Source organism: Algoriphagus sp., from assembly GCF_039969895.1.
Classification (GTDB): domain Bacteria; phylum Bacteroidota; class Bacteroidia; order Cytophagales; family Cyclobacteriaceae; genus Algoriphagus.
In genome coordinates this window covers 1-26,677 of the sequence record NZ_JBDVMZ010000010.1, presented here as the reverse complement: position 1 = coordinate 26,677, position 26,677 = coordinate 1, and the positions used below count along the sequence as shown (strand labels likewise).

The following is a 26,677-nucleotide window of genomic DNA, read 5'->3' as shown; positions in this document are numbered from 1 at the left end:
TTTGATTTAGATTATGATTTTGGGTGATTTTCCACCGGAGACAATCCTTTGGATTTAGCTATCTCCAGCATCAATTCACGTGCCTGTGTAGGGTTGTTGTGAATTTTGCCCTCCAATATAGCTTCTTTAATTTCTTCTTTAATATCTCCTATGATTTTTGAAGGCTTCAGTCCGAATATTTCCATAATTTCCTCTCCTGAAATGGGAGGTTGGAAATTCCTAACTTGATCCTTCGCTTCTACTTCGACGAACTTCTGCGCTACTTTGTCAAAATTCTCTAAGTACCGCTTTACTTTCTTATTGTTTTTAGAAGTAATATCTGCTCTGCATAGCTTCATTAGATCATCGATGTCATCTCCAGCTTCGAATAACAGCCTTCTCATCGCCGAGTCAGTGACCTCATCCTTTACCAGAGCGATAGGACGAAGGTGAAGCTTGACTAGCTTTTGCACATATTTCATGCGCTCATCCATAGGTAGCTTCAACCTGCGAAAAATCTCCGGAGTCATGCGTGCCCCCTTGTCCTCATGGCCATGAAATGTCCAGCCCACTTTCTTATTGAAGCGCTTAGTAGCTGGCTTAGCTATATCATGAAGAATAGCCGCCCAGCGAAGCCACAAGTCATCACTCACTTGGCAGACATTATCCAGCACTTGAAGTGTGTGATAAAAATTATCCTTGTGGGACTTGTCATCTACAGAATCTACGCCTTGCAAATCCACCATTTCTTGAAAAAACTCATGCAGTAATTTCCCTGCAAAAAGTAGTTTAAAGCCATAGGAAGGCTTTTTAACCAGAATAATTTTGTTCAGCTCTACAATTATACGTTCTGCGGAAATTATTTTAAGTCGTGGCGCATTTTCACTCAAGGCATGAAATGTGTCTCCATCAATATCGAAATCCAACTGCGCTGCAAACCGAACAGCGCGTAGCATGCGCAAGGGATCATCCGAAAAGGTGACATTGGAGTCAAGTGGAGTGCGAATAAGTTTTTTCTTAATATCGACCAGCCCTTCAAAAGGATCAATCAAATCTCCGTAATTGGCAGCATTGAGTGAGATGGCCATAGCGTTGATCGTGAAATCCCTGCGTTCCAAATCTTCCTGTAGCGTCCCTATTTCCACGGTGGGGTTTCTAGATTCCGCACGATAAGACTCCTTGCGAGCTCCCACAAATTCCAACTCCATGTCTTCCAACTTAAGCATAGCTGTGCCGAAATTCTTAAAAACCGATAGCGGGACATGCCCATCATATTGCTTTCCTACCTCCTTGGCGAGTTCAATACCATTCCCAACACAGGTAAAGTCAATATCCTTACATTCCCGATTCAGAATCAAATCTCTCACATACCCGCCCACCACATAAGTTTCTATCCCTAGGTTGGCAGCAGCATCTGCTACTTTCTTAAAGACCTCGAATTTGTCTAGATGTGATTTGAAATTCATCCTTTGATAATTTTGACATCCCCATCCGGACCCAAAAACATCTCTTTGGTACTAGGACTCAAAAGTGGAAATAGCAAGGGAGTTTGATATGCGTTAGATTCTTTGGAGTCAATTTTCACCAACACAGGTTGGGAGATCTGAAACAATAGTTTGTTCCAAATCGGCTCCATGATCAGACTGAATTTCAATACGCCATCGATCATAGGTCCATCTTTAACGATTCGATTTGCAGGACTATGATACACCGTCGGCTTATTGGCATATTCTATAATATCCAATGAAACTTCTGAAAAAGGCTCGCAAATCGACCGGATTTGAAATAAATCAAACAATAAAAATATCCAGTCATGTCCCATTTCAGGCTTCCAAAGATCAGGCTTTAGGAGCGTGAGTACTTTCCCATTTCCTTCTTTTATATGCAAAACTCCTTTATCTCTAAAAGCAGCTACTAGTTGTGAGTGATCCAATGCGATTAATTTTTTCACAAAAATAATCATAAAAATGAGAGCAGCTGACAAAAGCGTAGAAACCAAAAAACCTCGCCTTCGGAAAGGAGAGGTTTAGATACGCAGTAAAGAGGCGAGTCTATAGCTCTTTTACGGCAAGTTTTCTATTCAGGAAGAAACTCGCCAAAAGCCCAATTCCACCGAAAATAAAGATACAGGAAGTATAGGCCACTCCATCTTCGAGTCCGCCATGGGTGAATAATGCTCCCACCAACACACCTACCCCAACTCCGATGGCGAGTAAAGCTAGATTCAGGATAAATTGGCCAAAGCTGTATTTTTGGCCAGAATTGAAGAGTTTTGCATCCGCACCATTTTCGATGAGTGCGAGCCTTTCCTTATTTCTGGTAGTCAAAAAGGTGAAAATGACCCCGAAAATACTGGAGAAAATAATGAGAACAACTAGAATAGTTTCTGCCATGGTATGTTTGTTTTTTCTTCTTGGATGTCATCACTCCATAAAAAGGTTACAAGTATGTGCTAAAAAAATGTAACTTTTTTTAGCATCCGTGCATCCAATGTAAAAATGCGATTTCAGGAAGACGACCAGTATATAGAGAAAACTTTACGAGGGAATTTGAATGCTTATGGACAATTGATTCTTAAGCATGAAAAATTTGCGTTTACACTAGCCCTGCGTCTATTGAAAAATAGAGAAGAGGCGGAGGAAGCTACTCAGGACGCATTCATGAAAGCTTTCCATTCTCTTAAAACCTTCGAGGGAAATGCAAAGTTTACTACCTGGCTGTACAAGATAGTCTATAACGAAGCATTGGGCAGACTGAGAAAAACGAAAAGCTACAGTGTAAGTTTGGAGCAGGTTGTAGAAAACGCTGACGAATCCTCAGTTTATTTGGACGGATTGAAATCTCTGCAATTGAACGAGAGAAAAGAACTTTTACAACAAGGCCTTGACTGCTTGAAGCCTGCAGAGTCGGCGGTGTTGACGTTGTTCTATCTAGAAGAACAAAGTATAAAAGAAATCGAGGAGATTATGAGCTTGACCAGCTCTAATATCAAAATCCTGTTGCATAGAGGAAGAAAGAATCTTTTGGAATCTATACAGAGGATTACTAAAAGTGAAATAATTCATCTGCTATGAAAAACCAAAGCAAAGAAGACTACTATATCCGGGAAGTTATGATGGAACTAGGCCCTGACTCGCCATCAGCAAACTTCCAGCAAACGATTCTAAGTAAACTTCGCGCGGAACGAACAATCTCTGTATATAACCCTGTAATCTCTTCCCTAGGGTGGAAATTAATCGGAGGTGCAATAGCCACGCTAGTAATAGCTGTTTTATTTTTCTTACCCTCAGGCGATAGCGCTACTCCCCTATTCAATCAACTTCCAACTATAACTATTCCAAAAGCAGGGATTAAATTCCCAATAATATCATTGGCTAGCATAGATATATCAGTAATAGCAATTCAATCTTTAGTGATTTTCTCGTTATTCGCATTGGTATCAATTGTTTTTACCCTTAGAAAATGGCAAACATCCTAAGCTAATCATCATAAAAAAAGGCAGCCGATCAGCTGCCTTTTTTTATGTATTATTGACTAGGAATTAACCTCTCAACCAGTTGATAAACGTCTGATATCCAACTCCAATCTCTCTAGCAAACGCCGCTTTAGTTTTCTTTCCTGCAGCTTCTACTTTCTTCCACTCTTCTACAATTTTGCTTTTCTCAGAGTCAGTAAATGTTCTTCTTTTAGAGCTTTTGGTAGTGACACCGTTTCCAGTTACCAATGAAATTAACTCGTTCAATTCGTTCAAGAACTTCGCATCGTTCAGATGAAGACCAGCATCTTCCAGCTTCTTGATCACTTGATTTTTTGGATTCACAGGAGTTACCGCGATGCCTTTGCTAGCTGCTTCGTGCAAGTCAATCTTGTTTCCGTCGGCTGTTACATAAATAAAACCATCACCTTTTTTAAGGTCGGCAATTGCTTCTCTAATTAATTCTCTCATATTCCTTTTTCGTTTAAACTTAGTTGTAGTAATAATTTGACGCAATATAACAGAAATATAAAATTTGCTAATAAAAAAGATAATAAAATAATACATTTTAACATCCTTCTAAAACATGTCAAATGTAGAATGAATTAAAACACTAAGGCAAAATTGACTAAACACACCATCAAATTAGGTTCCAGCGCCATATTGTAAAACAAATCCAAGCTAACGTACAATAATTCCACTAGTAAATTCTACTCGCCTAATTCTGGAGTAGTGTGAATACATCAGCTTGTAATCAGCCATCCCATGTAATACAGTACTTGTCACATCTTCAATACTACTCTAACCCAAATTTGTCATGATTTCAAGAATCACTTTGTAGCTACTAATTAAATTTCAGGATCGCAGATCAAGAAATTATAAACTCAATCCTCAAGCTATTTTATGTAGTTGAAAAAACCTCGGAATGGGCAAATAGTCTCTGTACTTCCATAAGATTTTGAGAATTCTGTACGAATTGTAATTAATACCTAACAGAGATTATTGTTCAATCCTTAATCATTAACCATTGCCACTAAGAATTTCAGCCATGCTCTAGCACTTGACCAATGCTAGATAGTTTTCACACAAAACTACCACCTTCTTTAGATCAATCTTCTGTAAATAAAGCCAACGAAAAAAACATAATCACCAAACTTCACTAGGAAACAAACACGCCCTATTCAGAAACAGAGAATTGCTCTGCTGCCTATGAAAAATCACCAAAACAAGTGACAAATCAACATCTCAGCTGGACAGCTTTTGTCGATTGACTAGCTAGGTGAGTCAAAGAAGATTCCGAGAAAGCTCTTGTATTTCTTAACCGAAAAGCCAATAATCGGGAATTTTTCCATAATTTTGAGCCCCATAAGAATCCAACCAATTTACCATCCTCCCCCCATTCTTATGGCTTCAAGCACCAAATACATATTTATTACCGGAGGTGTTACTTCCTCTCTCGGCAAAGGCATTATCGCAGCCTCACTAGGCAAGTTGCTACAAGCCAGAGGGTTCAAAGTAACCATCCAGAAGTTTGACCCCTATCTCAATATCGATCCAGGGACTTTGAATCCATACGAACATGGCGAATGCTATGTGACAGATGATGGAGCTGAGACTGATTTGGACTTGGGACATTATGAGCGGTTTTTGAATATCCCTACTTCGCAGGACAACAATATCACTACGGGTAGGATCTATAATAATGTGATTACCAAGGAGCGGAAAGGCGAATTCCTAGGCAAAACTGTCCAAGTAATTCCTCATATCACAGACGAAATAAAAGCTAATTTTTACAAACTCGGCGAAGAGGGGAAGTATGACGTGGTGATCACCGAAATCGGTGGCTGTGTCGGTGACATCGAATCTCTGCCATTTATAGAAGCTGTTCGTCAGGCAAAATGGGACCTTAGTCCTAACAACTTTTTGGTTATTCACTTGACTTTGATCCCATATCTCAAAGCTGCCAAAGAATTAAAAACAAAACCAACCCAGCATTCAGTCAAGCAACTCCTGGAAGCAGGAATTCAACCTGATATTTTGGTTTGTCGAACAGAGCATCACCTCCCTTCAGATGTGAAGAAAAAGTTGGCGCTTTTCTGCAACGTACAGCTAAACAGCGTCATCGAAGCTATGGATGCTGACTCTATCTATGACGTTCCATTACTAATGAAAAAGGAAAAGCTAGATGAGCGGGTGATGACGAAGTTGAAGCTTTCTTCCAAAGAAAATACTGACCTAGAAAACTGGAAGGACTTTCTAGGAAAGCTTAAGAATCCCACCCAAGAAGTCAACATTGGGCTCGTAGGCAAATACGTTTCACTTCCTGACTCTTATAAGTCAATCATAGAATCCTTCACTCACGCAGGCGGTTCAATCGAATGTGAAGTAAACCTCCGTTTGATTTCTTCGGAAGAAATCAATTCAGACAATATCGCTTCCAAATTGAAAGATTTGGACGGAATCGTGGTTGCACCAGGTTTTGGAGAAAGAGGATTTGAGGGTAAAATAGAAACTGTCAAATTCGCCAGAGAACATAACATTCCTTTCTTGGGAATATGCCTTGGGATGCAGGTAGCTGTGATCGAATACGCCAGAAACGTACTCCATCTGAAAGATGCAAACAGCACTGAGATGGATCCCAGTACTACCAACCCAGTTATTGGATTGATGGAAGAGCAGAAAAATATCGATCAAATGGGGGGAACTATGCGACTAGGCTCTTATGCTTGTGACCTCAAAAAAGGCAGCAAATCCTATCAAGCCTATGGAAAAACAAAAATCCAAGAGCGTCACCGTCACCGCTACGAATTTAATAATGAGTACCTACAGTTAATGGAGGAAAACGGCATGATTGCCACAGGAAAAAACCCAGAAACAGGCTTGGTAGAAATCGTCGAAATCAAAAATCATCCTTGGTTTGTTGGTGTACAGTTTCACCCAGAATATAAAAGCACCGTACTTACCCCACAGCCACTTTTCGTGAAATTCATCCAAGCGGCAGTGGACAAAAAAATTAAATAAACTCCCCGAAGCAACATTTTCGGGTTTACGATTAATATTTATGGACAGAAATCAAGCAACGGGTTTGATTCTTTTTGCAGCAGTAATCTTAGTCTATTCGTTTTTCTTTGCGAGTACTCCTGAGATTCCTGAAGTGGAAACACCCACAACCACTCAGACAGAATCAACTCCATCATCTACTGCCGATCAACAGACTATTGCCGAGTCTATTTCTGAAAACGACAGTACTCTAGATGCTGCACGGGTAGCCAAATATGGCGTGCTGGCAACTCTTACAGTAGGAGAAGAAGAAACTCTTACCTTAGAAAATGAGCTGATTCAGGTGAAAATCTCATCTAGAGGCGCACAGGTAAAAGAAGTAATTCTAAAAGAATACAAAAATTGGAATATGGAGCCATTGGAACTTCTCAACGAGGAGAGTTCAAAAATGGACTTCACCATAGAAAGTGCAAATGGACCCCTCACGCTAAGTGATCTTTATTTCACTTCATCCATAGAAAGCATCCAAGATGAAGAAGGCGTGAGCTCCCAAGTGTTGACTTTAACTGCCGGAACGGAAAGTGGGAAAATCACCCAGACTTTCACATTGGCAGATGATAGCTATCAAGTACACAAATCAGTCGAAATCGATCGATACCAGGGGGTATTAACAGGCAATGAACTAGCATTCTCTTGGGAGGATCAAGTGATCGCTCAAGAAAGCAATTTGGCTGAATCTAGAAGACAAGCGAGGTTAAACTACTATACTGCTGAGGGCTCTTTTGATAACTTAGGTGCTGGAGATGACCTTGAGCAGGAATCGATAGCCGAACCAGTGAAATGGGTAGGATTTAGTCAGCGATTCTTTACTGCAGCGCTAATAGCAGATACTGACTTTCAAAATGTATCTATCACCCAAAGTACTCCTGTGGAAGATAGTACAATCGTACGCACGATGGCCACCACTCTCTCTATTCCACTTCAGGAGGGTAAAGCTGGCTTCACTTATTACTTCGGTCCGGATAAATACAAAACTCTGAAAAGGGTAACCGATGGATTTGAAGATAATGTGGACATGGGGTACTTCTTCGTCAGCTGGGTGAATAAGTACATCATTGTTAATCTTTTTGCTTTCCTGGAGAAATTCTTCACGAACTACGGTGTAATCATTATCATCATCGTTTTCCTGATCAAACTGGCTCTTTTTCCACTAACCTACAAGTCGTACATAGGAATGGCCAAAATGCGTGTGATCAAGCCTGAGATCGATGAACTGAAGGAAAAATACGGAGACGACGCAACGAAGATGCAGCAGGAACAAATGAAGCTCTTCTCGAAGCTGGGAGTAAGCCCGATTTCGGGTTGTCTTCCGATGGTATTGCAGATGCCATTCCTCTTTGCAATGTTCTTTTTCTTCCCAAATGCTATCGAACTTCGTCAGGAGTCCTTCCTTTGGGCCACTGATCTATCTACCTACGATACGTTCTTCAAGCTACCGTTCACTATTCCATTCTATGGATCACATGTAAGTATGTTTACCTTGCTGATGACCGTGTCGCAGATCATTTACACGCATTTCAATAATCAGCTTACCACGGCTACTGGCCCAATGAAAAACCTGGGTTACATCATGCCGGTGATGTTCATGTTTATTTTGAACTCCTATCCAGCTGGATTGAGCTTTTACTACTTCGTATCCAACATGGTGACTTTTGGGCAGCAGGCGTTGATCAAGCTATTTGTAGATGATGAAAAAATCCGCGCTAAAGTGGAAGAAAGCAAAGCGAAAAACGTGAATAAGAAAAAATCAAAATTCCAGCAGAAATTGGAAGATGCGATGAAAGCAAGTGAATCTAGCCGTAAAAAGTAACACATTAAAAAGAGCCCAACTAGGGTTCTTTTTTTGCTTTCGTTTTTCAAAATAACCAATTTGGCTTAAGCTTCAACTTACTTTATCCGATCAAAATGAAGATTTCATTCAGCTTTTGGATTTTTCAGTTATGTCTGATTCAGACTTTATTTGCGCAGCAGATCACTGGCCCCATAAGAATTCACCCGAATCAGCGATATTTCATGGATGCTGAAGGACAACCCTTTTTCTGGACGGCAGATACTGCTTGGGAGTTATTTCACCGTCTCAATCAGGAAGAAACAAAGATGTACTTCACTAAGCGAGCGGATCAAGGATTTAATGTAATCCAAGCTGTAGTACTCGCCGAAGAAAATGGGCTCAACGATCCAAATACCAATGGGGACAAACCATTTCTGGATGAGCAGTACACCCAGCCCAATGAAGCGTATTTCCGGCATGTCGATCAGGTCATGGATATGGCGTTGGAGCGAGGCCTTCACATTGCGTTGCTACCCACGTGGGGTGACAAAGTAGCATTGGATAATTGGGGACAGGGTCCGGTGATATTTGATGAAGCTTCTGCCTATGCTTACGGCAAATGGATAGGCAACCGGTACCGGAATCAAAAGAACCTGATATGGGTGCTAGGCGGAGATCGCAACCCTCGTAAAAACTCCAACGATAGAGCGATCTGGAATGAAATGGCCCGGGGAATCATGGAACAACAAAATCCCGAAAACCGACAGCTGATGACCTTTCACCCGCAGCCTACAGCCCCAGGCGGAAGTTCAAATTGGTTTCATTCGGAAGACTGGTTGGACTTTAACATGCATCAGACCGGTCATTGTCCTAATCAGGCGACTTACCAGAAAATCCATCACGATCTAGCCTTGAATCCTGCAAAACCAACTATCGACGCCGAGCCTATGTATGAAGAGCACCCAAAATGCTTTGACGCCAAAAATCAGGGTTACAGTGAAGCAACGGACATTCGTAAAATTATGTACTGGAATGTATTTGCCGGAGCAGCAGGTCAGACCTATGGATGCCATGCAGTGTGGCAGATGTTCGATCTGGACAAAAAACCGGTAAATGCCCCCCTTAAGCCTTGGCATCAATCTTTGGATCTGGAGGCCGCTAACCAGATGAAACACCTGAAAAAACTTATGATCAGCCGGCCATATTTTGAGCGAATACCTGATCAAAGTATGATCGTGGAGCAACAGCTAGATGATGAAACCTATGTGTCAGCTACCCGCGACAAAAAAGGAAGTTATGGGTTTTTCTATTTCCCTGACGGAAAATCAATCTCAATTAATTTGGAGAATCTCACAGGCACCGCATTTAAAGTCACTTGGTTTGATCCACGTACAGGAGTTGAATTTCCTGGAAATGGAGGTTCCCCCCTCTCAAAAGAAACGAGTTTACCGATTCGCACTCCTAGTTCGGGAAGAGGAAATGACTGGGTATTGATCGTAGATTCTATCGATTAATTGCAAGAATAGCTACTGTAATCCTCGACAAAAAGCGACCAAAGTTTATTCGCTTCATCCCGGTAGGTAATTGTCTTAGTAGTCTTACTGATTTCTATATTTCCACTGCTTACCACACTGGTTCCATCTATTAGAATCATGGTGCATGGCCCGTTTATTTCCTCAATATCCACCAGTTTGGTATCCTCAAAAAGACTACAGCCAGCCAAAAATAAAACTAGGAAAGGGAAGCACTTTTTCATTGGAGAGATCTTGACTTGGGTAAAAATAGTAATTGCGCTAGCATTACGATCCATTAGAGCTGAAAATTTAATTGATTTAGAATGATCCACAACCTGGCAAGTACCCAAAATAACTATGTTTCTCCAGACAGAAGACGAAAATCAAACTTGATACTTTTCCCAGTTCTATTCAGTAAGCACTAATCAATTGATTTCCAGCTTCTCTACCAATCCCAAAACACCTAAAATAAAAAAAGCCCAACCGTGAAGTTGAGCTTTGTGACCTCGTCAAGATTCAAACTTGAAACCTCCTGAGCCGTAATCAGGTGCTCTATTCAGTTGAGCTACGAAGCCGAATTGGAATGCAAAGGTATCCAAAATTCGATTTTATCCAAATACCCCACAATAAGAAATTCACAATTTTATAAATATAGCTTCGTTTCTCCTTAAGAATAATTAAGATCAAAAAAGGGGTAAATCCTCTGAGATTCCCTATTTTTGCCCGCATTGAGTGCATTTTAAGTAAACCAATTTGATGAAAAAAATATACACCTTCCTACTTGCCTTTGCTTTGATCCAAACGGCTTTCGCTCAGGACAGCCTACAAATTGCTAAAAAGTCAAAGAGTCCCGTCGGCGGAAGACCAAACATACCAAGTGATTTGAAGTTTGAGTTTGGATTCAATCAGCTCAATAACAGATCTGAGGACATGAGCATCAATTTCTTTGCTTCTAGAACTTTTAATGTCTATTACCAATATCCAGTTGCGATTTTTGGCGAAGCCTCAGGCTTTACGATGGACATTGGAATCGGAATAGGCACAGATAAATACGCCTTCAAAGACGATCAAACGCTTTACAACAATCCTGCACTTGGTCCCGAGTCCAGCGTTTTGAAAGACATTACGGATGTATTGGGAGACGATATCAATATTAAGAAAAATGTGGTGGCGGCTAATTATTTTGACATCCCGATAGACATCACTTACCATTTCAACAAAACCAACTACACTAAAGGATTCCAAGTCAGTGTAGGTGGTAAACTAGGCTACTTATACGAGGCCCATACTAAAGTAAGGTATGAAGACTCGTCAGATCTAAAAAGACAGATTAAAGACTCTCAAAATTATGGTTTCGAAAAATTCCGCTATGGAATATCAGTCAAAGCAGGTTCTCCTGGGTTTTATGCCTGGAGTTACTTTGGACTGAATCAAGTATTCCAGAAAGGTCTTGGACCAAATGGATCAGAAGCAACGCAAATCAACTTTGGTGTTGCTGTGAACGTTTTCTAAGAAGATTCTTAATGAAATAAAAAACCGGGCTTATGTTCGGTTTTTTTTATGCCCAAATCCAGCTAAACCCTACAAAACAGAGGACAAACCCAAATATTAAACCCACATAAATCTCCATTGGTTTATGAGCATCGAGATAAAGTCTAACTGTCCCTACTAGGCCTGCTAATACCAATGACCCCAATAAAAAATAGAGCGGTTGAAATGTGGGGAATTTCAACCCAAGAACTAGCACTGCAGCGATCAGTCCACCCATGCCTGTCATGTGCGCAGACATTTTCCAGAAGAAAGAAACTAACGTCAGAATCACAATAGCTACTGTGATGACCGCTAGAACCTCCCCTAGAATGGGATCCAATTCTTTTATCTGCATCAAAAAGTAAACTGTAAGAATATAATATATACTAGTAATAGTGAACGGAATAGCCCTATCCTTCATCTCAGCCATATGAATACTTTTCAGCGATCCGCTTAACCGTAATCCGAAAATAGTAATCATGGGAATAGCTAAAGTGGATAGCGAAATGAGATAAAATATCCTTGGCTTAAATGATTCGGGAATTGAAGTAGCCTCTGGAACTACAAATAAGGCTAATGCAGCCACCAGAGATGGGATGACCAGCGGTTGTAATACAACTGAAATTATCAACGAAAAAACCCTCCCCACTATAATTCTTTTCTTAGCCTAGCAACAGGTATTTGTAGCTGCTCGCGGTACTTAGCCACCGTTCTTCTGGCGATGTTATACCCCTTATTGTTGAGCATTTTGACAAGTTTGTCGTCCGAGAGCGGTTTCTTTTTATCCTCAGCGTCCACCATACTTTGAAGTACAGACTTCACCTCACGGTTACTCACATCTTCCCCACTATCCGTAGCGATACCTTCGGAAAAGAAATACTTGAGCGGATAGACACCGAACTCCGTCTGGATCGCCTTACTATTCGCCACTCTAGATACAGTGGATATGTCCATATCGATTTTTTCAGCAATATCTTTTAGGATCATCGGCCGAAGATTTGTCTCATCTCCATCGACAAAAAACTCCTTTTGGTACTGAAGTATAGCTTCCATTGTTCTCAAAAGCGTGTTTTGCCTTTGCTTTATCGCATCGATGAACCATTTGGCGGCATCTAGCTTCTGCTTTACAAAAGTTACCGTTTCCTTCAGCTTTTTGTCTTTCTTATCACTCTTGTCGTAAGCATCAAACATCTCCGAATAGGATCTGGAGATTCTCAATTCAGGCGCATTTTTAGAGTTCAGACTGATTTCAAATTTGCCAGCAGTATTGGTCAGCATGAAGTCAGGGATGATATATTGGGTTCTAACCAATCCATCAGCCACTCCTCCCGGTTTAGGGTTAAGCTTAGTAATTAAATTTACAGCTTCCTTAGTCTCCTCATCACTGAGGTCGCAGCGCTTCTGGATTTTGGAGTAATGCTTCTTCGTAAATTCATCGAAGCAATCATTCATGATCTTCAGCGCATTCTGAACGGTAGGATCATCCGGATGCTCCTTACGCTCTAGCTGAATAGTGAGACATTCCTGTAGGTTTCTGGAAGCTATTCCTGCCGGATCAAAGGTTTGGATTTTGCGGAGGATTTCTTCCAATTCATCGACATCCGTTTCAATATTTTGGCTGAAAGCTAGGTCATTGATGATTGCTTCGAGATCTCTTCGGATGTAGCCGTCATTCTCAATGCTTCCGATCAGTTGCTCACCGATGATTTTTTTCCTTTCATCCAGTCGGAGAAAATTCAACTGCGAAACAAGCTGCTCATGGAGTGAAGTTTGACTTGAAATCGGAATTTCTCGATCCTCTTCGTCAGCATTATAGTTGCCGTCACCTTGCATTTTATATCCGCCATACTCATCATCCAAATAGTCGTCGATATTTACGTCGCGATCATCCTGTGGCGATTCCTCTTCATAACTTTCCTCAAAGTCGTCATCGGCACTTTCTTTTTCTTCCGTCTTGCCCTCTTCCAAAGCTGGATTAATCTCGAGTTCCTCTTCGATTCTTGTGTCCAATTCAGCTGTAGGGACCTGCAGCAACTTGATAAATTGGATCTGCTGAGGTGAAAGCTTCTGGGAAAGTGATTGGCTAAGATTTAACTTTTGCATTCAATATGGGGTAAAACCTGCTGTTTGGGTTCAAAAAAGGCCTTTTCCTCGGAAAAAGCCCTTATGCCAAAGTTAGGAAAAAGGAGCAATCTTTTGATAAAAAGCTTATTTAATCGTTTTTTTGCATTCCTTTTAACTATCCGCAGGATTTTAAAACTGCATTAACTAATCACCAAATGGCATTTAATAAACGAGTCAAAATCAAGACCATCCTGGATACGCATCCGATTGGTACAGAAGTGACGCTCATGGGCTGGGTTCGCACAAAAAGAGGAAACAAAAATGTTTCTTTCATTGCGCTGAATGATGGCTCAATCATTACCAATTACCAAGTGGTGGCTGATCCGAACTTGATTTCAGAGGAAATTCTAAAAAAATGTACTACCGGAGCTTGTCTGAAAGTGACGGGAAATGTGGTTGAATCACAAGGTGCAGGACAAAGTTCTGAATTAAATGCTACCGCTATTGAAGTTCTCGGCGAAGCAGATCCAGAAAAATATCCTTTGCAACCAAAGAAGCACTCGATGGAGTTCCTTCGGGAAAATGCGCACCTGAGAATGCGGACCAATACCTTCAGCGCTGTATTTAGAGTAAGACATGCGTTGGCATTTGCAGTTCATAAGTACTTCAACGACAAGGGCTTTTTCTATATACATACACCTATCATCACCGCTTCGGATGCTGAAGGTGCTGGAGAGACGTTTAAAGTAACAACGCTAGACTTAAAAAACCCTCCAAGGACTACCGAGGGAGCTATAGATTACAAGCAAGATTTCTTCGAAAGAGAAACCAACCTGACAGTTTCCGGCCAATTAGAAGGTGAATTGGCAGCGATGGCATTGGCTGATATCTATACGTTTGGCCCTACTTTCCGTGCAGAGAATTCCAATACGACACGTCACCTTGCTGAATTCTGGATGATTGAGCCTGAAATGGCGTTTTACGATGCAGAAGATAATGCGAACTTGGCTGAAGATTTCTTGAAATATGTAATCAGATATGCGCTAGACACCTGTGCTGAGGATTTGGCTTTCCTAGACTCAAGACTTCAAGAGGAAGAAAAGATAAAACCAGCTGATCAGAGAAGTGAAATGAGCCTGATGGATAAGCTGAGATTTGTCGTTGATAATGACTTTGTAAGAATCACCTACACGGAGGCAATTGATATTTTGAGGAATTCCAACCTGAATAAGAAAAAGAAATTCTCCTATCTGATCGATGCATGGGGAGCCGATCTTCAATCAGAGCACGAGCGTTATTTGGTTGAGAAGCATTTCAAAAAACCGGTGATCCTTACTGATTACCCAAAAGACATCAAGTCCTTCTACATGCGTCAAAATGACGACGGAAAAACTGTAGCTGCTATGGATATTCTTTTCCCTGGAATAGGTGAAATAGTCGGAGGTTCTCAGCGTGAAGAGCGTATGGACGTGCTTACCGCAAGAATGGAGGAAATGAATATCCCACAGGAGGAGATGTGGTGGTACTTAGACACCAGAAGATTTGGATCTACGCCGCACGCCGGCTTCGGATTGGGCTTTGAGCGGATGGTACTCTTCGTCACAGGAATGGGAAATATCAGAGATGTGATCGCTTTTCCAAGAACACCTGGAAACGCAGAGTTCTAAAAATATACACGAAAGCCCGTCAGAAATGTCGGGCTTTTTTAGCTCACCACTTTAATTCTCTTGGCAAGTGGAATACATACCAAACTACATGCAATGGCGATGTAACCGACGAGATTGTAATTAGTCAATTCTCCTGCAGCATTTTCACCGATAATTAGCCCTGCCAGCAAAGAGGCGGCGCCAGTAGCCAATTGTTGCACAGCTGAATTGAAACTCAAAAAACTCCCCCTATTCTCTGGCTTAGCCGTTCCTGTGACAATCGCAGCAGCAGGGACATATCTGCCGTTAGAAGTGACAAAGAACAGCGTAGAAACCATCAGCACAAAAGGAATGGGCGTAACTCCCAGATGGGTAATGATGGCAATAGGAATCAGATTAAGAAGCATGAAAATGATAAAGATTTTTTGCTTGCCATACTTATCGGATAGCTTCCCAACCCATGGCGAAGTAAAGATCGTAAAAGCCCCTCCCGCCATATAAATGTAGGTAAGCTGAAGTTCAGTGAAGCCGACGTTGGAAACCGTATAAGGACTCAAAAACGGGATTATCATAAACTGCCCAAACATCATCATGACCGAGAGTGTGATCGCCCTCATTTGATTGGAATCATTAGTCACTCTTCTAATAACTTCTAAAGGATTAGGCCTTTTGATGTCATTTTGAAGATGCTCAGTGATGTTTGGGATGTAGTTAATAATCATTCCCAAAGCCAAAATTGACAATCCTGTGAGAATAAAAAACGGAGTATGCCAATCGGACAAACTAGCTAAAAACAAGCCTAGCGGAACACCTAAAACCGACGCTACAGAAAACGCTGCCATCACCAGTCCCATTGCTCTTCCCCTTCGGGAATCAGGAATTACATCACCGATTATAGCCAAAATCAATGCAGAGGTCAAGCCTCCAAATAAACCGGAAATCACTCGTGCAACCAATAAAAACGAATAGCTAGGGGATAATGCACAACCTAAAGTAGCAATCGCAAACCCTACATATACCCACACTAGGATCTTCTTTCGATCGAATCGATCCAACACGAATGCACCAAAAAAACTAGATATTCCCGCGCTGAAGGTATAGCATGAAACTAATAAGCCAAATTCTCTAGGAGAAATATCAAACAATCTCATGAGCTGAGGGCCCAAAGGCATCAAGATCATGAAATCTACTATATGGATAAAATTAATTGCTGCCAGAGTCCAAAGCAGAAGTTTTTCTTTGTTCATAATAAAAATAGATAGGCTATGAACTTCAGATAAGCCTGGATAGTTTGCCTAGATGGGACAGGTCAGGAAATATTTAATTGTATATATGTCTCCGCAATGGCGTCAATGATATCACTCGCTATCATGGCTCTTCTTTTGGATTTGGAAGCAATTTCTCCAGCCAATCCATGATGAAAAACTCCACAAAGAGCCGCATTCTCTGGAGAATAACCCATCCCCAAAAAAGATGTAATCATTCCAGTAAGCACATCTCCAGACCCTCCGGAAGCCATGTATTTAGTCCCTGAGGAGTTTACCACTTGGCGTCCATCAGGCAAGCTTATAACAGTGTTTGCTCCTTTGAGCACTAAGATTAACTCATTCTCTACAGCAAACTTTTTGGCCATTTCAAGGCGCTCCAAATGATCATGAGCCTTGCCTGCCAATCGGGTGAATTCACCTATATGAGGAGTTAGTATTGAATTTTTGGGTAATAGACTGAGTAAATCTGGACTGTTAGCCAGAAGATTCAATGCGTCAGCATCTACTACAATTGGTTTTTTGTAAGCCTCTAAGAATTTCCTTAAAAAATCCTCGCGATCCTTCTTTCCCCAACCTGGCCCAATACCAACGGCATCATACTGTTCTGGATCGTTCAGAAATCCCCAAATAACCATAGCCTCTGGTAAGTTAGTCTGAACAATAAATCTTTCTTTAATATCCAGATGGCAGGTTACTAAGCCAGAACCTGTTCGCAAAGCGCTTTTGGAAGTAAGAACCAAAGCTCCCATTTTACCCATACTGCCGCCGATCAGTAAAACCTTGCCCAAATCACCTTTATGGCTGAATCTGTTAAATGTTTTATGTAACTGAGGAATATCTTGAGCCTCTAGGAAATACAACTGTGAATCAAGCGAACGGTAGGCTTCATCGAGGATGCCAATTTTAAGAACAATCAACTCACCTACATACTCCGCATTCTCTGGAAGAATCAATGAAATCTTTGGAAATTCGAAACTAACTGTAAAATCTGCTTTCACGGCAGTTGCCGAGACTATGTCATCCGATGGCAACCCCGAAGGCACATCAACACTTAAAATTGTCCCGGGAAATTCGTTCAGCTGGCAGATAATCTCAGCAGCTTTGGACCGAAGTTCACCTTTCAGTCCGACACCCAAATAGGCGTCAATCAAAATGGACTTTTCTGTAAATATCGACTCATCAAAAGATATAATCTCAACAGAATCAGGAAGAGAGTTGTAATTCAAAAATACATCTTGGCTCAAACTACCAACGGAATCAAAACATGGAAGAATTGAAACAGAAAAAGAATGATGAGTTAAAAGTCTCGCAATCGCTAACCCATCACCCCCATTGTTACCCGCTCCCACCGCAACAAAAATAGCATTGGTAGGAGAAAAGCCTTGGGACAAAAACCAGTTGACAAAAGCATTTGCTGCAGCTTCCATTAGCGCATGACTTGATTTTCCACTCAACTTAATTTGATTGGAATCCAAAACCTTTACCTTTTCCCCAGATAGAATTTTTTGCATCACTAGGCTTCTTTAGTTTCTAACCCTTTTTTAGGGATAGTTATTAAAAGTAGGAAACCTAAACCAACTAGAAAAAAAATACCCAAGGAAAGGGCTGAATTCCGCATACTTCCAGTCAACTGTTCAATTACTCCATAGGAAAAAGTACCCATGACAATCGCCAATTTCTCAGTTACATCATAGAAACTAAAATAAGAAGCATGATCTGTGGTACTCCGTGGGATTAATTTGGAGAATGTGGATCTTGATAGGGATTGAATACCTCCCATCACCAATCCAACAACAAAGGCTAATGCAAAGAACTCATACACAGTATATACAAAATATGCCCCTGCACATATTCCAACCCAAATGAGCACCATAACAACTAAACTTCGCTTATTCCCAAACTTTTTAGAAACATAGGCAAATAAATAGCTACCGGCGATAGCTACTATCTGAATGATTAAAATAGTAATGATCAACTGATCTCCCGGTAATCCCAGCTCTTTATCACCAAACGTAGCGGCTAGGTACATGACCGTCTGAACGCCCATGGAGTAAAAAAAGAAGGAGGCTAAGAAGCGAGACATCACTTTAATATGCTTCACTTCATTCCACACCTTTTTGATTTCTTGATACCCTTTTACTAAAAACTCTTTCTTAATATCCTTTCCAAAAGGATTCTGGGGAAGATTTCTGAACGGAATTTGAGAAAATCCAGCCCACCAAAATCCAGTAATCAAAAAGGAAAACCGTGCTGCCATCCCATCATCTGAAAGCAAAAACCAAGATGGAAATTGGATCATGAGCAAATTAATTATCAGCAGGATCACGCTCCCGATATATCCTAGAGCAAACCCTTTGGCACTTAAAAGATCATATTTGTCTGGGGTAGTAATCTCTGGCAAATAGGCGTTGTAAAAAACTATACTTCCAGCATAGCCAATACTGGCCAAAACACTAAAACATATGCCCCACTCAAGATTATTCCTATCAAAGAAGAATAAAGCTACACAAGATAAAGAACCCATATAAGCAAAGAACTTCATGAACTGAAGCTTTTTACCGCTAGCATCAGCAATACCAGAAAGAATCGGTGAGATCAGCGCAATAATCAGAAATGAAAAAGAAATAGAATAGGAGTACAGGACGGTGTTGATGATCTCAAAACCAAAAAAATCAACCGTATCATTGGCATTGAGCCCTTTAGTGACACTATTAAAATAAACAGGGAAAATGGTGGAAGTAATTACAAGGCTATAGACTGAGTTTGCCCAGTCGTACATGGCCCATGAATTTTGAACCTTCTTAGTGTGTAGTAAAGATGAATCCATAGTACAAAAAAAAGCTATCCCGGTTTACAGGATAGCTTTAGAATAAAATAAACGTAAAATTACTTTTGAACTTTTCCGATTGATGCATAAAGGATTCTTCGTGCATCGGCTTCTCTCAATTCATTCTGAACGTCAGAGATAGGCCCCATTTTTACGTCTCTATCGACCTTCATAGAGATAGTTATACCACCTCTATCTGATTCAGGAAGCATATCACGCTCTTGGTTGACCCATTGCACGATTTCTGGAGTTTGCAAAAGCGCATCATTTGCTTGTACTCTTGGCTCCGTTCCATAAAGCGCTGTATTCTTAGGCTTTCCAATGAAAATATAAGAGATAAGCGTTTTCTTCTGTAACTTTTGCAGCTGAGTAGCTGAAGGTATTTTCTGCTCCACCAATATTTCCTGCTCTCTCAATACGGTAGTCACCATAAAGAAGAACAACAACATAAATACAATGTCTGGAAGTGAGGCAGTGGAAATACCAGGGTCTGCCATTTTCTTTTTCTTAAACTTTGACATATTAATTCCCTCCTATTTTATCAGGTTCTGCAATAGATATCGCCATCGGTATCCCTTCTTTTCCACGATCTATCAGACTTTCCTCTGCATCATTTTTACCGGTCAAAGCTCTGTACTCATCTGTACTCAAGTTAACTCGAGCTGCATAAATATCGAAATATGCTTTCTTAGCTAAGTCAAATACCTCAAGATACTTCTCGTAGCTTGTACCACGGTCAGTCTTAATAGAGATAACAGCTTCTCCTGGATCATCTGAAGACTCCGGAATTCTAGCAGCTAGTGCTTTCAATGAAGCAGGCAGGCCGTTGTATAGAGCAATACCTTCCTCATCTGGTGAACCAAAGTTCAAAATGAATGCCTTCATCTCTTCATCCAGCCCGTCTGTATTTTCTCTATATTCATTTTCAATCAAATACTGATCGTTAGAATTGATTCGAATTACAAAGATATTTCTTTCATTCAAATCAATCTCAGGGGGTGGATTATTCGGGTCCAATTTCGGAGGAAGGACATTCAAAATACCCTTGTCCGATGCAATCGTGGTAGTGACGAGAAAGAAGATCAGTAGCAGGAAAGCAATATCTGCCATAGAGCCTGCATTGACATCCGTACCCATTCTATTTTTCTTTCTAGCCATATTACTTTATCGCTTTAGTCACTTCTGTCAACAAAATGCTACCAAGAGCAAGAATAGACAGAATGTAAGTGGTGATGAGCATTCCACCGACCAACTGCGATCCAGCAGGGGTCAAGTTGAAAGGTGATGCTTCAAATTTAGGAAGTACTTCGTTGCTTGAAATAGAGTAGGCAATGAAGAATAATACAACTATACCGACAATACCTGCAGCAGTCTTAAGCAAGCTTTTAGGATCATCCAAAGACTTGATTAGGGGCAATAAAATCGCAACTGCAGCTCCAAGTATTACTAATAGGTAACTTCCGTATAATAAGATATCATAAGTATCCATAATGTAATTTCTTTGAGGTTAATAATTATTTAAGTAGTACAGTTTGACAGCTTATTTGCCAGTCAGCTTGTGCTTAACTAAGATATCAACCAATGAGATAGAAGCATCTTCCATGTCATTAACCAAAGAATCAATTTTAGATACTAAGTAGTTGTAGAACAATTGAAGGATAATCGCAACGATCAAACCAGCAACTGTAGTCAAAAGGGCGATTTTGATACCACCTGCTACTAGGGAAGGAGAGATATCACCTGCTGCCTCAATAGAGTCGAATGCACCGATCATACCGATTACAGTACCCATGAATCCCAACATTGGAGCAAGAGAGATAAACAAAGAGATCCAAATAAGACCTTTTTCTAATCTACCCATTTCTACTGAACCATAAGCAATAATAGATTTCTCTACCATTTCGATTCCTTCTGAGTATCTCATCAGACCTTGAGTAAAGATCGAAGCTACAGGGCCTTTAGTGCTTTTAGTAAGATCCTTTGCGGCTTCAACTCCTCCTGATTCAAGGGCATCTTCTACTTTGATCAACAATTTCTTAGTGTTGGTCGTAGAAAGGTTCAATGTGATGATTCTTTCCAAAGCAACCGCTAGACCCAAGATCAAACAGATCAATACTGGAGTCATGTAAAGAGGATCACCTTCGATGAATTTCTCTTTTACTACTTGGTGGAAACTTTGCTCCTCTGCGACGATCTCATCATCTACAATGGTGGGAGATGAAGCAGGCTCAACTGCTACTGGGGTTGTTTCTTCTTGTGCTGCAGTCTCTTCTGCCTCTTGTGCGTTAGCAAAAACGGGTGCAAATAGGATGCCTGCAAGCATGAACAAAGCGATTAACTTTCTCATAATGTGGATTTTAAATAGACTTTTGATAAAGGTTAAATGGTTTCTACTATGGAATCGAGTTTTAAAGTTATCATTTTTTAAATTCAAAAAACAAACGACTCTTTTAGAATTTTGTGAAAATTCAGGCTTATATCTTTAGCATAAGCAAGCTTTTACACGAACGGACGTATTTCCTTTTACATCTAAAAAAGAGACAAGCCTTCAAAACTCGCTGGTAAGGTTCTTAATTTTTCTCAGAAAGAAAAATTAAATCGTCTCAGATAGGCCTGCTTTTATTTAATCGTTCAGAATACGTTGACTTAGTGGTTTTTGTATGTTGTACCTAGATCACTTTATTTAAAGTGATTTTTTTCTGATCCCAAGGTTGGCTTCTGAACCGTCAAGTGCTCAAATAAATAGCAGCTAAATTCCTTTTGGTTAAAAATGACCTGATGATCTCCCAAATGATTGCTTCAAAATTTCGTCTGCGTATGTCTAGCTCAAGATAAAAACCTAGTTGGGGTCAATCGTCTAGCTGCCTTGCCGTAGCTGGTCTTTATAGAAAAGTAGGCCTGCGTCTAGTAAACCCTAATTCCAATTCCTTACACAGATTGTAACCTACTGGCTAAATGCAAAATGATTCACCTCAAGCCGTCGTAATCCACTTCATGAAAGCAGGTGTCGCACTTTGGCTACACATCAACAGCTTTTCCGTTCCTTTCATTTTCACGGATACGGCATTTTTGCTGTATCGCTCCATGCCCTCCACATATTTCTGATGGACAAGGTGGCTTCTGCTAATTCGGAAAAACTGCGCTTCGTCCAACTGATTTTCTACCTCTTTGAGCGTAGCTTCCTGTAGCAAATGACGCTTGCCAACTTGATCATGAGCCCAGACCACGCCATTTTCAGCAGAAAAATAACTAATCTCTTCACTAGCTAAAAGATAAGATCCTTTGGCATTGGGAATAATCCATCGGCTCTTATGCACAGGTTTCGCCTCAACTTTTTCTTCCAAAAGTTGCGCTAGTCTCAAAATGGCTTCAGCCTGAAAATCGTTTGATTTAGCTAAAAGCTTAAATTTATTCCAAGCTTTTTGAAAGCGCGCAAAATCAAATGGCTTCAGCAAATACTCGATGCCATTGGACTCAAAGGCTTGCATCCAAAATTGATTGTAGGCCGTGGTAAAAATAATCGGGCAAGAAAGCTTCACCTCCTGAAAGATCTGAAAAGCATTCCCATCCAGGAGTTCAATATCTGATATCAACAGGTCCACCTTCGGATTTTTCTCAAAAAAAGCCAGCGCAAACTCCACCGAATCGCATTCTTCAATGATTTCTATTGAATCTCCCAAATCATTCAGAAAACGCTTAATCTTATTTCTCGCGGGAAGCTCGTCTTCCACTAGTACGACTCTAATCATAAACTTTTTGGCTCGATCAAGGGTAACCTGACCGTAAATAATGTGTCACTTTCTTCTAGTTGTATTCCCTGAGTACTGAGTAATTGAAATTGCTTTTTGAGGTTATCCAATCCTTTGCCATTTCCCTTCTTTTTGTATTTGTAAAGATTTTTTGTGTTGCTGACCGTCAAAAAGGACTCAGACTGACTCACTTTTATAGCGATGGGAAAATCCTTTTTTGCCTGATTGTGAAGCACTGCATTCTCCACTAGGAGCTGCAAACTAAGTGGTGGCAGCTGATACGCCCCACCCTCAATGTCGATTGAGAGCTGGTATCCATTGCCAAACTTTTGACTAAGTAGCCGGAAATAATTTTGAGCAAAATCTGCCTCCTCTTGTAAGCTGACAAGTTTCCGCTCTGAGGTATCTAATGCATAGCGATAGATATCAGCAAAATCATGGAGAAACTGAGAGGCTGCTTTAGGATCTTCCTCGATCAGCTGGTCCAATACATTCAGGTTATTAAATAAGAAATGTGGATTCAGCTGCTGCTTCAGTTGCTGTATAGTCGAGTCCGCAAAGGCTACCTCATATGCCGCGAGCGACTGCTGATGGGATTGAAATTTTTGAAATAATAAATAGGCAAAATAAAAGCCTCCGTAAATAATAAAGTTGAGGATATAGTTAAGATTGGAGCTAATTACCAACTCCGGCAGAAAGTTGCGATCAATCGTTCCAAAAGTCCAAGAGAACAAAAATGCCATCACATTACTTAGCAAAACCCAGCCAACTAAACCTGCAAAAAAACTAAGTCCTCCCCGCTTCCAATTAAATGGAAAATGATCGCCATGAATACGCTTGAAGAAAAAGCGAAGCAATAAGACAATAAGGAAAATATTGAAAATAGCTATAATGACCGCCTCTGGCGTAAAAGTATAGGCATTCACGAGTTGCCCTGGAGCTACTCTGGACTTGATGGAATCCAGGTATGCAAAGGCAACTATAAAAAGTAAAAAACCTGGCGATAATTGTAATCTCTGCAAAAGGTGCTTCATTAGTAAAGAGTAGGCGGTGGGAAGTGGCTCCCACCGCTTGATTACTTTATTTTTCTGGCCAAGTACTTGTCACGTTTCCTTCGGCGTCGAAAGCCTCCAACTTTGGATTATTATCCTTGTCCAAATAAAACATAGCTCTAGGTTTCCCTTGATCGTCAAACAAAAATAGTCCGTTGTTTTGACTTCTAGACTTACCAAGCATAATTCTTGGCGCTCCCCCGATCAATTCCATTTTTTGGTATTCGGCATATTTGTCTTTGAATGCTTCTGGATCTGAAGCACGGAGAGCTGACAGTTCTGCCATGATTTCTCTGGTTTTCTCCTGAGTTTCTTTTGCCGGACGATCATTGAACACCAGACTTGAGCTTACATAGCGCTCATCACCTCGCTGCGAGTCCGTCGTCAAGAGTTGCATCACTTGATCACCATCATACTGGTCAAAAGTCAAGGAAAGCCCCGAGCTATGACCATTTTCCTTTTTCTCCCCATCGTAGATCAAGCCGCCACATTCAATTCCATCTTCATTAAAAAACAGCATTCCCGCACGTTTTTTTCTATCGGCATTGGTGTTTCTACCGTTGATTTGATCAGCGCCATTAGGAAAAAGACCGGCATTGGTCACGATCATTTTGACAGTGCCATCTGCCTCCACGATATTGATTCGCTGCACGTCAATGGTCTCAAAAGTTTGATTTCCATTTTCCCGAAATGACGAAAATAGAAAGGTGGATGTAGCCAATCCAGTAGTGATAGCAAAAGTTCTGAGAAAGATAAGTTCCTTGTTCATGTGAGTAGTGTTTGTTTGAATTGATGCTCAAACCTACTCATGAGTTGGGGCAAGAAGAATTGGATTCAAATAAGCTAAGGAAAATACCAAATGAATGAGTTGAATGTGGCAATGAGCTAGCTATGCTCGATTTCGATTTTGTGTCAAAGTCACCTCCACCACATGCAATAATGTAATGAATGGGCGAGAATCCAACGAGACGGAACCCTACTTCCGATCATCTATACTTTGTAGTGACTTTTCATAAAACGTTTATACTTTTGATATAGGAAAGTCATCAAGGTATAGAAAACAAAAAGGGACTGAGTTTACCTCAATCCCTTTCTAAATATCAAATATTTTAACCTAAGCTTTCATTCCAGAATTAAATGTATTAATGTAATGTCTAAGCATAGACGCTTGAGAATTTGAAATATCTACAGGTTTAATTAGAGCTTTAAATTTTGCTAATCCTAATTCTTCAATCATTGTCCCAAAGGAAGAATTCAAAAATGAAGAGGAAGTAGGAGTCGATCCTAAGAAAGACAATTCAATAGGAGAATTTTGACTCACATAGCCTTTTAACTCAATATACAGCTTATAACCTGCTGAGTTTGAGTAAGTTTCAGTAACAATATCGTTAAGCCTGATTTTCATAGGGTGCAAATTTAGATTAAATATCCCAGTTAAACGAATCCTCAACATTCTTCTCTTCTAAGTTGGAAACTTTTATGGATATTTCAATAATCGTTCCTTTAAAATTTTTAACTGGATTTTCCAAGAATTTGTTGTTAGGAGGACTGGACTCCATTTTCACAGAATCCGAATATAGACTCCATTCCCCTTGAATTGTTTCAAGAAAAGATGCAATTGTATCTAGTCCCCTTCCAGCATTATGAGGCATAGATTGAGTGGTTTTTTTAAATTCAAGCGCCCATTTAATGCTATCTTCTAACGATAAAAGCGGTTTACCACTGCGCTTCATGAATGAATTAACTGAATACGGAATCCCAATTCCCAAATCAGAAACTGCAATAATGATTTCACCATTTGTTGGATAGTATTGGCAGAAAACGTAAGAATCAATTGGAGACTTTGCATGATCATGAACATTATTTATCAATTCCGCCAAAGCAATATTTAAGACACCCAAATCTTTTCCATGGCAAATTGATTCGAAATAAATCTGAGTCTTATTAATGTAATAGTCCATTGTTTCCCTCGTAAGCCTTTTAATTGGCATTGCGGTAAAACTTGGTATTTCATTAATTTCTGTTGATTCTGAATGATTTTTTTGACAAAAACCGAGAAGACCTATAGCTTGAATATACTTCAAAACACCGTCATTTTCAGCCTCTAAATAGACGTCACAATTCTGAGTAAGCTCATGAATAATAAACTGAGTGAGAACTAAGATATCAAACGGAAGTAAGAATTTCTGCTGAAGAATAATTCGAATTTCATTATTAAAAAAATCCTTCCTTATCAAGTCATACAGTTTGGAATAATCAGACCTACTTTTAATTAATAATGTAGTCATTTAAATTTTCATATTGAATCTACGTTCATTGACTTATTCACAGGCGGAATAAAACCGAAGTTAAATAACAACTTTCTAAGTTCTTAAATTGGGAGATGAAATCTCTCGTATCATTACACCCTCCCAAAACACTAGTTAAATCCATAGGTCAATAATCTTACGATTTGTTCTAGCCTCAATTTAAAAAGTTCCAAATAAAACAAATAGGACGATTGAAACTTTACACTGATATACATTCCTCAAAGCCTTACCTATCATATTTTGATTAAATGAAGATTTAATAAACCTATGTACGTTAATTAGAAAAAAAGATGGATCAGTCTGAATATCTGGGGAGCAGGTTTATTCACGCATAGATGTTAGATAGTCTGAACAGGAAGAATTCAATGTTGGTGACTCCTCTGAACTGAGCCCTGAATGCTTTTATTTTTGCATTGAATGATTCTGCTGATGC

The 26,677-nt window shown here is 40.2% G+C and carries 26 protein-coding genes, 1 tRNA gene and 1 pseudogene; 7 read left to right on the top strand and 21 right to left on the bottom strand.

Annotated elements, in window-relative coordinates; all coding sequences use genetic code 11:
• Positions 1 to 11 precede the first annotated feature (11 nt).
• The 3 genes from ABJH64_RS05465 to ABJH64_RS05455 form a co-directional block, all read right to left on the bottom strand.
• Complete coding sequence (locus tag ABJH64_RS05465) at positions 12 to 1,445, bottom strand: HD domain-containing protein (RefSeq protein ID WP_348274295.1); 1,434 nt, start codon at positions 1,443 to 1,445, stop codon at positions 12 to 14.
• Positions 1,442 to 1,930, bottom strand: a complete 489-nt coding sequence (locus ABJH64_RS05460; RefSeq protein ID WP_348274294.1) for a hypothetical protein — start codon at positions 1,928 to 1,930, stop codon at positions 1,442 to 1,444. Before ABJH64_RS05460 ends, ABJH64_RS05465 begins: the two co-directional genes overlap by 4 nt.
• A gap of 100 nt (positions 1,931 to 2,030) precedes the next feature.
• Positions 2,031 to 2,372, bottom strand: a complete 342-nt coding sequence (locus ABJH64_RS05455) for a DUF6249 domain-containing protein (RefSeq protein ID WP_348274293.1) — start codon at positions 2,370 to 2,372, stop codon at positions 2,031 to 2,033.
• Between the two features lie 105 nt (positions 2,373 to 2,477).
• Here ABJH64_RS05455 and ABJH64_RS05450 point away from each other — a divergent pair, with 105 nt between their 5' ends.
• Together ABJH64_RS05450 and ABJH64_RS05445 are read left to right on the top strand one after the other, a co-directional pair.
• Positions 2,478 to 3,053, top strand: coding sequence for a sigma-70 family RNA polymerase sigma factor (locus ABJH64_RS05450; RefSeq protein ID WP_348274292.1), 576 nt, complete (start codon positions 2,478 to 2,480; stop codon positions 3,051 to 3,053).
• Positions 3,050 to 3,457 (top strand): hypothetical protein, encoded by a 408-nt coding sequence (locus ABJH64_RS05445; RefSeq protein ID WP_348274291.1) that lies wholly within the window; start codon positions 3,050 to 3,052, stop codon positions 3,455 to 3,457. The genes ABJH64_RS05450 and ABJH64_RS05445 overlap by 4 nt, the downstream gene beginning before the upstream one ends.
• 63 nt (positions 3,458 to 3,520) lie before the next feature.
• Here the strand turns inward: ABJH64_RS05445 and ABJH64_RS05440 are convergent, their stop codons facing one another.
• Entirely contained in the window at positions 3,521 to 3,925 is a 405-nt protein-coding gene (locus tag ABJH64_RS05440; RefSeq protein WP_348274290.1) for a hypothetical protein, read from the bottom strand.
• A gap of 933 nt (positions 3,926 to 4,858) precedes the next feature.
• Here ABJH64_RS05440 and ABJH64_RS05435 point away from each other — a divergent pair.
• The 3 genes from ABJH64_RS05435 (at position 4,859) to ABJH64_RS05425 (ending at position 9,799) form a co-directional block, all read left to right on the top strand.
• On the top strand, positions 4,859 to 6,475 hold the full coding sequence (locus tag ABJH64_RS05435) for a CTP synthase (protein ID WP_348274289.1): 1,617 nt from the start codon (positions 4,859 to 4,861) through the stop codon (positions 6,473 to 6,475).
• A gap of 40 nt (positions 6,476 to 6,515) precedes the next feature.
• Positions 6,516 to 8,324 (top strand): membrane protein insertase YidC, encoded by a 1,809-nt coding sequence (gene yidC / locus ABJH64_RS05430; protein ID WP_348274288.1) that lies wholly within the window; start codon positions 6,516 to 6,518, stop codon positions 8,322 to 8,324.
• A 95-nt stretch (positions 8,325 to 8,419) separates the two neighbouring features.
• Positions 8,420 to 9,799: a glycoside hydrolase family 140 protein gene (locus ABJH64_RS05425; RefSeq protein WP_348274287.1), complete on the top strand. Its 1,380-nt coding sequence runs from the start codon at positions 8,420 to 8,422 to the stop codon at positions 9,797 to 9,799.
• Here ABJH64_RS05425 and ABJH64_RS05420 read toward each other — a convergent pair.
• Together ABJH64_RS05420 and ABJH64_RS05415 are read right to left on the bottom strand one after the other, a co-directional pair.
• Entirely contained in the window at positions 9,796 to 10,041 is a 246-nt protein-coding gene (locus ABJH64_RS05420; protein ID WP_348274286.1) for a hypothetical protein, read from the bottom strand. The two genes, ABJH64_RS05425 and ABJH64_RS05420, sit on opposite strands and share 4 nt — an antisense overlap.
• Before the next feature lie 259 nt (positions 10,042 to 10,300).
• Positions 10,301 to 10,374, bottom strand: a tRNA-Arg gene (locus tag ABJH64_RS05415).
• 181 nt (positions 10,375 to 10,555) lie between these two features.
• Between ABJH64_RS05415 and ABJH64_RS05410 the strand changes: the two genes are divergently transcribed.
• A complete protein-coding gene (locus tag ABJH64_RS05410; RefSeq protein ID WP_348274285.1) occupies positions 10,556 to 11,311 on the top strand; it encodes a porin family protein in 756 nt (251 codons plus the stop codon).
• Between the two features lie 46 nt (positions 11,312 to 11,357).
• Here the strand turns inward: ABJH64_RS05410 and ABJH64_RS05405 are convergent, their stop codons facing one another.
• Positions 11,358 to 11,915, bottom strand: a complete 558-nt coding sequence (locus tag ABJH64_RS05405; protein WP_348337707.1) for a PA-phosphatase — start codon at positions 11,913 to 11,915, stop codon at positions 11,358 to 11,360.
• Between the two features lie 62 nt (positions 11,916 to 11,977).
• Positions 11,978 to 13,432 carry an RNA polymerase factor sigma-54 gene (gene rpoN, locus ABJH64_RS05400; RefSeq protein WP_348299033.1) on the bottom strand — a complete coding sequence of 485 codons (1,455 nt, stop codon included), beginning with the start codon at positions 13,430 to 13,432 and terminating at the stop codon, positions 11,978 to 11,980.
• Positions 13,433 to 13,608: 176 nt separating this feature from the next.
• Here rpoN and asnS point away from each other — a divergent pair, with 176 nt between their 5' ends.
• On the top strand, positions 13,609 to 15,060 hold the full coding sequence (asnS, locus tag ABJH64_RS05395) for an asparagine--tRNA ligase (RefSeq protein ID WP_348276661.1): 1,452 nt from the start codon (positions 13,609 to 13,611) through the stop codon (positions 15,058 to 15,060).
• 38 nt (positions 15,061 to 15,098) lie between these two features.
• Here asnS and ABJH64_RS05390 read toward each other — a convergent pair whose 3' ends face one another.
• The 13 genes and pseudogenes from ABJH64_RS05390 to ABJH64_RS05330 form a co-directional block, all read right to left on the bottom strand.
• A complete protein-coding gene (locus ABJH64_RS05390; protein ID WP_348299035.1) occupies positions 15,099 to 16,286 on the bottom strand; it encodes an MFS transporter in 1,188 nt (395 codons plus the stop codon).
• 62 nt (positions 16,287 to 16,348) lie between these two features.
• Complete coding sequence (locus ABJH64_RS05385; RefSeq protein ID WP_348275981.1) at positions 16,349 to 17,818, bottom strand: NAD(P)H-hydrate dehydratase; 1,470 nt, start codon at positions 17,816 to 17,818, stop codon at positions 16,349 to 16,351.
• 2 nt (positions 17,819 to 17,820) lie between these two features.
• Positions 17,821 to 19,134, bottom strand: coding sequence for an MFS transporter (locus ABJH64_RS05380; protein ID WP_348275980.1), 1,314 nt, complete (start codon positions 19,132 to 19,134; stop codon positions 17,821 to 17,823).
• Between the two features lie 59 nt (positions 19,135 to 19,193).
• A complete protein-coding gene (locus tag ABJH64_RS05375) occupies positions 19,194 to 19,655 on the bottom strand; it encodes a biopolymer transporter ExbD (protein WP_348275979.1) in 462 nt (153 codons plus the stop codon).
• A gap of 1 nt (position 19,656) precedes the next feature.
• Entirely contained in the window at positions 19,657 to 20,292 is a 636-nt protein-coding gene (locus ABJH64_RS05370) for a biopolymer transporter ExbD (RefSeq protein ID WP_348275978.1), read from the bottom strand.
• Between the two features lies 1 nt (position 20,293).
• The gene (locus ABJH64_RS05365) at positions 20,294 to 20,623 is read right to left on the bottom strand and encodes a hypothetical protein (protein WP_348275977.1); all 330 of its coding nucleotides are present in this window, start codon (positions 20,621 to 20,623) and stop codon (positions 20,294 to 20,296) included.
• Between the two features lie 51 nt (positions 20,624 to 20,674).
• Positions 20,675 to 21,481 (bottom strand): MotA/TolQ/ExbB proton channel family protein, encoded by an 807-nt coding sequence (locus ABJH64_RS05360; protein WP_348275976.1) that lies wholly within the window; start codon positions 21,479 to 21,481, stop codon positions 20,675 to 20,677.
• A gap of 625 nt (positions 21,482 to 22,106) precedes the next feature.
• Positions 22,107 to 22,883, bottom strand: a complete 777-nt coding sequence (locus ABJH64_RS05355; RefSeq protein WP_348275975.1) for a LytTR family DNA-binding domain-containing protein — start codon at positions 22,881 to 22,883, stop codon at positions 22,107 to 22,109.
• A complete protein-coding gene (locus tag ABJH64_RS05350) occupies positions 22,880 to 23,917 on the bottom strand; it encodes a histidine kinase (protein ID WP_348275974.1) in 1,038 nt (345 codons plus the stop codon). Before ABJH64_RS05350 ends, ABJH64_RS05355 begins: the two co-directional genes overlap by 4 nt.
• A 46-nt stretch (positions 23,918 to 23,963) precedes the next feature.
• Positions 23,964 to 24,704: a hypothetical protein gene (locus tag ABJH64_RS05345; RefSeq protein WP_348275973.1), complete on the bottom strand. Its 741-nt coding sequence runs from the start codon at positions 24,702 to 24,704 to the stop codon at positions 23,964 to 23,966.
• Between the two features lie 345 nt (positions 24,705 to 25,049).
• Positions 25,050 to 25,340 (bottom strand): STAS-like domain-containing protein, encoded by a 291-nt coding sequence (locus ABJH64_RS05340; protein WP_348275972.1) that lies wholly within the window; start codon positions 25,338 to 25,340, stop codon positions 25,050 to 25,052.
• A gap of 16 nt (positions 25,341 to 25,356) precedes the next feature.
• On the bottom strand, positions 25,357 to 26,223 hold the full coding sequence (locus tag ABJH64_RS05335) for a hypothetical protein (RefSeq protein ID WP_348275971.1): 867 nt from the start codon (positions 26,221 to 26,223) through the stop codon (positions 25,357 to 25,359).
• A 346-nt stretch (positions 26,224 to 26,569) separates the two neighbouring features.
• Positions 26,570 to 26,677: pseudogene (locus ABJH64_RS05330) on the bottom strand (DDE transposase); the annotation flags it as partial.

What these genes read in the sequence shown, in the direction of transcription:
- ABJH64_RS05465 (WP_348274295.1), bottom strand. Translation starts at nt 1,445, where the DNA reads ATGAATTTCAAATCACATCTAGACAAATTCGAGGTCTTTAAGAAAGTA.
- ABJH64_RS05455 (WP_348274293.1), bottom strand. Translation starts at nt 2,372, where the DNA reads ATGGCAGAAACTATTCTAGTTGTTCTCATTATTTTCTCCAGTATTTTC.
- ABJH64_RS05450 (WP_348274292.1), top strand. Translation starts at nt 2,478, where the DNA reads ATGCGATTTCAGGAAGACGACCAGTATATAGAGAAAACTTTACGAGGG.
- ABJH64_RS05445 (WP_348274291.1), top strand. Translation starts at nt 3,050, where the DNA reads ATGAAAAACCAAAGCAAAGAAGACTACTATATCCGGGAAGTTATGATG.
- ABJH64_RS05440 (WP_348274290.1), bottom strand. Translation starts at nt 3,925, where the DNA reads ATGAGAGAATTAATTAGAGAAGCAATTGCCGACCTTAAAAAAGGTGAT.
- ABJH64_RS05435 (WP_348274289.1), top strand. Translation starts at nt 4,859, where the DNA reads ATGGCTTCAAGCACCAAATACATATTTATTACCGGAGGTGTTACTTCC.
- yidC (WP_348274288.1), top strand. Translation starts at nt 6,516, where the DNA reads ATGGACAGAAATCAAGCAACGGGTTTGATTCTTTTTGCAGCAGTAATC.
- ABJH64_RS05425 (WP_348274287.1), top strand. Translation starts at nt 8,420, where the DNA reads ATGAAGATTTCATTCAGCTTTTGGATTTTTCAGTTATGTCTGATTCAG.
- ABJH64_RS05420 (WP_348274286.1), bottom strand. Translation starts at nt 10,041, where the DNA reads ATGAAAAAGTGCTTCCCTTTCCTAGTTTTATTTTTGGCTGGCTGTAGT.
- ABJH64_RS05410 (WP_348274285.1), top strand. Translation starts at nt 10,556, where the DNA reads ATGAAAAAAATATACACCTTCCTACTTGCCTTTGCTTTGATCCAAACG.
- rpoN (WP_348299033.1), bottom strand. Translation starts at nt 13,432, where the DNA reads ATGCAAAAGTTAAATCTTAGCCAATCACTTTCCCAGAAGCTTTCACCT.
- asnS (WP_348276661.1), top strand. Translation starts at nt 13,609, where the DNA reads ATGGCATTTAATAAACGAGTCAAAATCAAGACCATCCTGGATACGCAT.
- ABJH64_RS05390 (WP_348299035.1), bottom strand. Translation starts at nt 16,286, where the DNA reads ATGAACAAAGAAAAACTTCTGCTTTGGACTCTGGCAGCAATTAATTTT.
- ABJH64_RS05385 (WP_348275981.1), bottom strand. Translation starts at nt 17,818, where the DNA reads ATGCAAAAAATTCTATCTGGGGAAAAGGTAAAGGTTTTGGATTCCAAT.
- ABJH64_RS05380 (WP_348275980.1), bottom strand. Translation starts at nt 19,134, where the DNA reads ATGGATTCATCTTTACTACACACTAAGAAGGTTCAAAATTCATGGGCC.
- ABJH64_RS05375 (WP_348275979.1), bottom strand. Translation starts at nt 19,655, where the DNA reads ATGTCAAAGTTTAAGAAAAAGAAAATGGCAGACCCTGGTATTTCCACT.
- ABJH64_RS05370 (WP_348275978.1), bottom strand. Translation starts at nt 20,292, where the DNA reads ATGGCTAGAAAGAAAAATAGAATGGGTACGGATGTCAATGCAGGCTCT.
- ABJH64_RS05365 (WP_348275977.1), bottom strand. Translation starts at nt 20,623, where the DNA reads ATGGATACTTATGATATCTTATTATACGGAAGTTACCTATTAGTAATA.
- ABJH64_RS05360 (WP_348275976.1), bottom strand. Translation starts at nt 21,481, where the DNA reads ATGAGAAAGTTAATCGCTTTGTTCATGCTTGCAGGCATCCTATTTGCA.
- ABJH64_RS05355 (WP_348275975.1), bottom strand. Translation starts at nt 22,883, where the DNA reads ATGATTAGAGTCGTACTAGTGGAAGACGAGCTTCCCGCGAGAAATAAG.
- ABJH64_RS05350 (WP_348275974.1), bottom strand. Translation starts at nt 23,917, where the DNA reads ATGAAGCACCTTTTGCAGAGATTACAATTATCGCCAGGTTTTTTACTT.
- ABJH64_RS05345 (WP_348275973.1), bottom strand. Translation starts at nt 24,704, where the DNA reads ATGAACAAGGAACTTATCTTTCTCAGAACTTTTGCTATCACTACTGGA.
- ABJH64_RS05340 (WP_348275972.1), bottom strand. Translation starts at nt 25,340, where the DNA reads ATGAAAATCAGGCTTAACGATATTGTTACTGAAACTTACTCAAACTCA.
- ABJH64_RS05335 (WP_348275971.1), bottom strand. Translation starts at nt 26,223, where the DNA reads ATGACTACATTATTAATTAAAAGTAGGTCTGATTATTCCAAACTGTAT.